The following is a 7,052-nucleotide window of genomic DNA, read 5'->3' on the forward strand; positions in this document are numbered from 1 at the left end:
AATCTGGCGCAGATCTCATCGTAGAGCTGGGACTAATGTTAGTCTCTAATAGACTCTGAATACATTAGCGCAAACCATCTCCGTTATTTTTAGTTATTAACTTGCAAAACGGGGCGTACCATACATTCTGTCCAAAGACGAGTTTTATCTTTGGTCAAGATTGTGGCTGCTCAAACCATCTATTATGACTTTTAATACTCAAATACTCAAATACTCAGTTGTAGCTCGATTGAGATTTGGTAGTAGAAATTATTTTGAACCTTTATCAAATTTACCCGTTCGATTCTTACACAAATTTAATTAGAAGAGTGTCAGTAGAACCCTTCTTAATACCATTAGAATCAATACCTAAAGCCAAAGTCATCACCAGAAATAATGGGAGGTGTAGGTTTAATTATTAAAACAGTGAATACACAGATTAATTTATAAGGCTGAATTCTAATCTTGACAATTTTTGATACTATAATAACAAATTTAACTGATGATGTTATTTTTTTGTTACTATAATGGCAGTCTCATTCATCATCGGTGATGGCTTTTATATTGTCTCTTGATGAAGTAATCTTCAATACCACTTTATATATGTTACAATAGTAACAAATAATGTCATTGTACATGCTATAATTGATACTATAGTGACAGGTTTGGAGGTATTTATGTTATCCCTTTATACTGCTTATGATTTGCAGATGGATCTTAAAGAGTTTATCAAGTCAGCTCGAAAAAAAGACAAACTCAGTGTTCAGAAGTTAGCCGATCTCTCTGGCGTGCCTTATGCGACGATCCGAAAGTTTGAGTCATCCGGTAACATCTCATTACGTCAGTTTCTAATGCTTTATGAGACCGTCGGAGACTTGAAAAAAGTGAAAGAGCTAACAAAGTCGTGTGAACCTGAATTTAAATCAATAGAGGATGTGCTACGACATGCTTAAATCTGCCCTAACCGTAAAGCGTAAGCTTAGCACTGGTGAAAAGGTGCTTGTCGGCAAGCTTGTTGAAAATAGTCAACAAAGCTTCTTTCAATTTGACGAGACGTATTTAAACGCTCACTCTACTTCTTTGGCCCCGTTCAATTTAAAAGCAGACACAAGCCTACAAGTTGCGCCTAGAAAACCGCATTATGGCATCCATGGAGTTTTTGCAGACAGCCTCCCTGATGGTTGGGGTCTTTATCTCATGGATCGTGTATTTAGGCAGAACAATCAGAACCCAAAAACAGTTACCGCTTTAGAGCGTTTGGCCTACCTTGGTGAGAGATGTATGGGGGCGTTGAGCTATGAGCCTGAGTTCGATTTACTTGATGAGTCCAAGGGTTCAATTGATATTATTACCCTCGGTCGAGCTGCGATTGAAGAATTTGAAGGCACTGAGTCTGCTTTGCTTGAGCACTTGATGAAAACGGGGGGATCGGGTGGTGCTAGGCCAAAAATGAACGTTACGCGTTTATCGAATGGTCAATATTCAACATTAGACGACGTACAAGGAACAAAGCTTATAGTAAAGCTTACATCTGAAAAGTTTGACTTGAAGCACTCTGAATCAATAGTTGAATATTGCTACATGCAAATGGCTCGTAATGTTGGCATTGAGGTTCCTGAGTTTGATTTAATTGATGCGGGTAATGGGAGATATTGGCTAGAGCAGAAGAGATTTGATTGCACAGAACAAGGCGGTCGAATTCATATGATTTCTGCTTGTGGGTTATTAGATGCCCCATTTCGAGAACCATCTTTGGACTATGTGGATTTAGTAAAAGCTACGCGCATCATGTGCAGTGTTACAGAGTCACAGAAGCTTATTAAGCGTTGCATGTTTAATTATTTAACTGTTAACCAAGATGATCATAGTAAGAACTTCAGTTTTCTTGCTAGTGACTCCGATAACTGGACGCTATCACCTTTCTACGACATTGTTTACAGCCCTAATCCTTACAAAGAGCATATGACGGCTTTTGGTGGCAATGGCCAAACACCAAAGAATGTACTAAATCAGCTAGCTGCTCAGTCGGGGTTGTCTTCAAAAAAAGCGATTATGACTATGGCTGAAGAAATATTTGAAGCAACGCGTTCGTTTAGGCATGAGGCCAAGCATTTGGGTTTGTCATCTAATCTAATCAAAGAGATTGATAATGATATGATAGAAAAATTTAAGGCGCTTTAAGCACAGGATAATTAAAATTGTCATGCCTTATTTTGCAAATGTCAGATAAGTTGAGATGATCTATACTATTTTTAGCCCAAAATAGGAGCCGCCTGTTAAGGCCCATACCAAAAGTATGAAAGCTGACTTATCTGACTAATTTCGGTGCCAGCTTCATCATAATTTAGCTTGTTTTTATGTTGAATGGGACTAAACCAAAAGTTAACCGGTTTACCATTTTCCACTTTCTTAAAAGCTATTTGAATTTGTGTATTAGCATACAACTCTTCATGAGGATGATATAAATCACCGATAGACTCGTATCCTTCAGGTGTTGTAAACATTACCTTATAATAACCTGGTCTATAGCTATACTTTTCCTCAATCAATACTTTTACACTGTAAAAATTTGGTATTACAAAGGTTCTGCTATCCAAGCATGACACACTATTGTCTTTAACAATAAAATGTCTACCAGGGTGAGATTTAAGGTCTGTATTTGCTTCAAGCGTATCCGGGTAAGTAAATCCACTTTTATGGCCAAACATTCCTTTTAATGACTTCTGTCTATCTTTATAGCTAGAGTTAATCTCAGTACCATTTAGCATGATCACATCGTATAAGCAGACTGAGCCATCATCGAGGATATACGTTTCTAAAACGCCACTTTCAAAGCTTCCAATTGCAACTTTAGAGGCAAGCATTTCCTGAATGTTTTTGTCTAATGTGAAAGCATTACCTTTAATATCTACAGCTTGTATTGAATTAATCGATTCTTGGCCAAGTTTTATATAAGCCCGCTTACCTTGCTGTACAGGAATAACAACAGGGTCATTTATTTTGCTAAGCTGTTCTGCAAAAGGCACGTCAAAGTCACACTTATACATAGGAGGCTTAAAATTGCTAAATGGCAAACACGGAACTTTAGTCTTTAATTGCTCGATAGGTTTATATCCATCAATAACCCTAGTTCGAAGCATGTTAGAGTAGTTCATTCGAGCAATACCAAGGCAGTCGAATGGCAAGCGAGCCGTTTCTTTCATATAACTTATTTTTTGCTGGCCATAATACTCTCGAACTTCAAACTGTGTTTCGTCATCGCTTGCGTAAAATGCAATTTCACGCCAGTTCTCACGCTTTCCCGATTTATTTAAAATTTCTGACTCAACTTTAATCATTCAGATAACTCCAAAATCAAGGTTATAAAATTCGCACTGTTCTTCTGATGCTTCATTCATTTCGGTATCTTCATTACTCACTTGGCGGTTATGTTGGCCTAGTACGATAATATTTGCAGGTGGTTCAATGATGTCATCTAGTTTTTTTAATGCTTCTTCAAGTTCTCCACCTTCTGTTGAAACGTACTGTGAAGTAATTACGCAGCTAGCAAACTTATCGTTATTAGCCTCTTTGTAGTACTTAAAGAAATCAGAGTAATATGAAGTTAATCGGCTTTTTAAAACGGGTAAGATTGGATGGCTAATTACGCTATCCTGCATGTTCAGTGTTTTCAAGGCACGAAGAATTAATGCAAAACCAGCCCATTCAAGTGTATTGTTGAATACATCCATACCCCCAAATACTTTGTTTTGCCATGCATCAAAAGCAGAGTGCATTTCATACTCATCCATATACCAAACTTTGCTTGTACCATTTTCAAACTCTAATAATAAATAGCAACCAGAGTATGAAGCCTCCTGAGTGCTATCGCCTTTAACGTGAGATACTTTGTTTGAGCTAACATCAATTGCAAACTTATCGTTGTCATAAACCACTGCAAGTTCATAGCTTTTTACAATACCTTGAGTTTCAAGGTAGGCAATTACATTATCTGTATTTAGTGCAGGAAACAGACAATATGCAGTAGTGTAGGGATGTTTCCTAACTCTTATGTCTACTAGGTTAAGCAGCTCAGGACTCAGAGAGCCGATCAACATATCCATTTCTTTAATTGTCGCAACAACGTCATCTAGGGCGCACTCTTTAATTAAAGCGGAATAATGAGAATGTGAAGCCAAGTTGAACAATGTTTCCCACTGTTTAATATTGTCTGAAGTAGATTTGATTAGCTTTTCAATTTGAACTGATAACATTAGTACGCCTCACGTGAATAAGCACTTTCGAATTGTTCTTCATAAGCTTGGTGATTGGAGCTGTGCTGACAATCTTGATCATCAAACAAAATTGGGTCATTCATAACACTATCTCTATAAATACAAGGGCAGAGAGTCTTCCAGTGACGTTTAATAAGGGTTTTCTCCCTCATTTGATCCACATGCACTGAAAGCCACGCTTCATTGCCCATCGCCTTACCTTGCTCTTCAATAGCTAAAATTTCTTCAGGAGGCATAACTGTAGTCTTAAAAGAACCATCAATTAGCTCAGTTTGACAATAGCCACCGGCTAATTGTCCACGCATTGCTTTAGATAGAACGGTTGTAGTGTGGGTAACTTTTGAATTTACACCGTTGTATTGGAAAGTGTCTTTTTCATAAAAAACATTCGCATTAATTTGTTTTACTTTTCCAGAACGGTAAGCAAGTTTAAGAATTCCCTTGTAGCCTAATCCTAATTGAGTCACATATTGGCCTGATGATTCACTATACTCAGTTTTTAAAAAGCAAAGCTGCTCAGTAGGGCAAAGTGAAAGGCCTATTTTTGCAGCTTTTAAAAATGAACTGATTACGGACTCAACTGGAGTGTACGGGAAGCTGTATTCTACGTTTAATCCAGACATAACGATTTGATAGACGTAGTTTAGCTCTGTATTAAAGTCAAGCTTATAACCATTTTCGGAAAGATAAGCATCAAACTGGCCTTTGCATGCTGTTAATTTTCCATACAATAAATTTTGATATTCTTGAAGTGATAAACTCATAACGCTCACCGTTGAACTTGGATATGTAATTAGAATATTTGATTTAAAAAATCGCGCTTATTACCAGTCAATAACAACGACCTCATCGTTTTTGGTGTATCCATACCAGTTTTCGCTATCTAAACATTCTTTAAGGGTTGCAATTGCTTTCTTCATGTCATTATGAGCAATCATCTGGCGGGTACGTTTCAACTCAAAAATCTCGCATATATCAGCCTCTAAATATTCAACACCGATAAAAGCAAACAATTTAACGGGAATACCTGCTAAATTCGCAACATACTTATAGAAACTCTCTTGAACGTCATATCGAAGGTCTCGGCATTGGAATCTAAACTTATTTGGATTGGCTGAACGAGTAGACTTAACATCACTGGCAATTGCATGCTTGTTAATGTAATCGAATTTTACTTTAAGCATTAATCCAGAGTCAGGATCTCGCGCTATTACAGTAAGTTCCGCAAAACCATTTGAAATTAATCGCTTAGCTCTAGCGTGAGATTTGAATGTATCCAAAATTCTATGGGCGTCATCCCAGACTAAACCATCTATTGGTGTCTTATGGGTTATGTGTGAAAGCGCTCCATCGTTGAAAGCAGCTAATAGGCTAGAACACTTATTATTTTCGACCATTTTTACAGCTTCGTTGTAGGCTTTGACTCCAGCGCCTTTTATTATGGATTTCGCAATCAAATCATCAAAAATTAGGGTGTTTGGTTTAGCATCTAACAAGCGCTTAACTAACTCTGATTTAGTGCCTGAGACCTTTTGACCTGCGGCTTTTAATGCGTCCTTTAGCTCAGCACTTGTGTGAAGCGCTGTAGGATACTCAATGGCAAGAGGTACACGGAAATAGCGATCATAAAAACCAATTGGCTCTAATATTAACTCGTGACCATAAGTGCCAGTATCAAGAGTGTTTCTTTGTGCAGCAGTTCGTTTTCTTTCCTCATTAGAAAAATATTGACGAAATACATGAGCTGGTGTGTTTTTCGCTAACTCTTTAATCAGAGATGAGCTATGAGCATCTAATTCGTGGTAAACAGAATTTGGCACACCGCTATAAATACCTTCAACAAGATCACCATTAGAGTCCAAAAAGTTTGGATTACCTAAATCATCGTATGCAGGCAGAATAGTGTTAAACCATTCAGTAGGTTTTTCTGTTTCTTGAACTTTTAGATTTGCTGATGCCATGTTCTTGCCTTGCTCTACTTATTTAAAGTAGTAACATCATGTCATAGAGATTTTTTCGTGCTGAACTGAAGAAGAAAACCTATCTTCAAAGTTAATGATGAGAATTGAGCGCGATCTTTAATTTTATATTTTCAGATAGTTAAGTCATTTAGAAAGTATATAGTTTGACTCTGAGGTGCTTGCATCACACTTTCACTCTAGCTATGCTGAATTTTCAATAAGTTATAGCGGTATAATATGTCTAGGAAGATTGGCCATACTGAGGTGCAGTATCGTAAGAGGATTAAAGAAGGGCGTGGTACAGGCGAGTATCAGAATTATAAGCCTTGGTTAACGGCTTATGATGCGCCATCCGATGGTCGTGTACATCGAGTCTTTGGTTATAAATCCAAACGAACACACCACTCATTATCCGATCTTGACCTATCCATGTTCTACTTGCTTGAGTGGCGGCAAGATGTGCTGCAAGTCAAAGAGCAGTTTCCGCTTGAACGCAATATAACAATAGAGCTTGCTGAATCTACTGGCATCAAATATCCAAGTGTTCGAGGTATTGACCAATACTTACCAAGTGACTTTCTTGTTGAAATAACCTCATAGATTAACCACTTTTTATTAACTATATTAGCAAGTTAGTGACATACCGCTAAAAAAGACCCCAGCGTTTAGCCTTGCCCTCACTGCTACTATATAATAACGCTCAAGTATTTTGCGCGAATTCAACCCCGAAGTGCACCACTCGCTAAATTAGGCCGCATTGCGTAATTCGTTAAACACAACGACAGGCTGTTTGTAACCTAGGCACTTTCTAGGTCTGGCGTTTAGCGCACGTTCTATA

Annotated in this window: 7 protein-coding genes; 3 read left to right on the forward strand and 4 right to left on the reverse strand. The window is 37.8% G+C overall.

All coding sequences use genetic code 11. The features are described from left to right. The first annotated feature begins 656 nt into the window (after positions 1-656). Entirely contained in the window at positions 657-932 is a 276-nt protein-coding gene (locus L1272_RS22365) for a helix-turn-helix domain-containing protein (protein WP_036973834.1), read from the forward strand. Further along, entirely contained in the window at positions 925-2,160 is a 1,236-nt protein-coding gene (locus tag L1272_RS22370) for a type II toxin-antitoxin system HipA family toxin (protein ID WP_063529795.1), read from the forward strand. Before L1272_RS22365 ends, L1272_RS22370 begins: the two co-directional genes overlap by 8 nt. A gap of 95 nt (positions 2,161-2,255) precedes the next feature. On the opposite strand, the gene L1272_RS22375 is transcribed toward L1272_RS22370, so the two are convergent. The 4 genes from L1272_RS22375 to L1272_RS22390 are packed head-to-tail and all read right to left on the reverse strand — an operon-like array spanning position 2,256 to position 6,214. Then, positions 2,256-3,317 carry a hypothetical protein gene (locus L1272_RS22375; RefSeq protein ID WP_063529794.1) on the reverse strand — a complete coding sequence of 354 codons (1,062 nt, stop codon included), beginning with the start codon at positions 3,315-3,317 and terminating at the stop codon, positions 2,256-2,258. Continuing rightward, positions 3,318-4,232 (reverse strand): hypothetical protein, encoded by a 915-nt coding sequence (locus tag L1272_RS22380; protein WP_063529793.1) that lies wholly within the window; start codon positions 4,230-4,232, stop codon positions 3,318-3,320. Then, positions 4,232-5,017 carry a recombinase RecT gene (locus L1272_RS22385; protein ID WP_063529792.1) on the reverse strand — a complete coding sequence of 262 codons (786 nt, stop codon included), beginning with the start codon at positions 5,015-5,017 and terminating at the stop codon, positions 4,232-4,234. Before L1272_RS22385 ends, L1272_RS22380 begins: the two co-directional genes overlap by 1 nt. Positions 5,018-5,077: 60 nt before the next feature. After that, complete coding sequence (locus L1272_RS22390; RefSeq protein ID WP_063530435.1) at positions 5,078-6,214, reverse strand: PD-(D/E)XK nuclease-like domain-containing protein; 1,137 nt, start codon at positions 6,212-6,214, stop codon at positions 5,078-5,080. 237 nt (positions 6,215-6,451) lie between these two features. Here L1272_RS22390 and L1272_RS22395 point away from each other — a divergent pair, with 237 nt between their 5' ends. Continuing rightward, positions 6,452-6,814: a TnsA endonuclease N-terminal domain-containing protein gene (locus L1272_RS22395; protein WP_235374313.1), complete on the forward strand. Its 363-nt coding sequence runs from the start codon at positions 6,452-6,454 to the stop codon at positions 6,812-6,814. The last annotated feature ends 238 nt before the right edge of the window (positions 6,815-7,052 follow it).

The organism is Pseudoalteromonas sp. PAST1 (genome assembly GCF_021532515.1).
Classification (GTDB): Bacteria; Pseudomonadota; Gammaproteobacteria; order Enterobacterales; family Alteromonadaceae; genus Pseudoalteromonas; species Pseudoalteromonas simplex.

Coding starts and splice junctions, on each gene's coding strand:
- L1272_RS22395 (WP_235374313.1), top strand. CDS start 6,452: ATGTCTAGGAAGATTGGCCATACTGAGGTGCAGTATCGTAAGAGGATT.
- L1272_RS22365 (WP_036973834.1), top strand. CDS start 657: ATGTTATCCCTTTATACTGCTTATGATTTGCAGATGGATCTTAAAGAG.
- L1272_RS22390 (WP_063530435.1), bottom strand. CDS start 6,214: ATGGCATCAGCAAATCTAAAAGTTCAAGAAACAGAAAAACCTACTGAA.
- L1272_RS22375 (WP_063529794.1), bottom strand. CDS start 3,317: ATGATTAAAGTTGAGTCAGAAATTTTAAATAAATCGGGAAAGCGTGAG.
- L1272_RS22380 (WP_063529793.1), bottom strand. CDS start 4,232: ATGTTATCAGTTCAAATTGAAAAGCTAATCAAATCTACTTCAGACAAT.
- L1272_RS22370 (WP_063529795.1), top strand. CDS start 925: ATGCTTAAATCTGCCCTAACCGTAAAGCGTAAGCTTAGCACTGGTGAA.
- L1272_RS22385 (WP_063529792.1), bottom strand. CDS start 5,017: ATGAGTTTATCACTTCAAGAATATCAAAATTTATTGTATGGAAAATTA.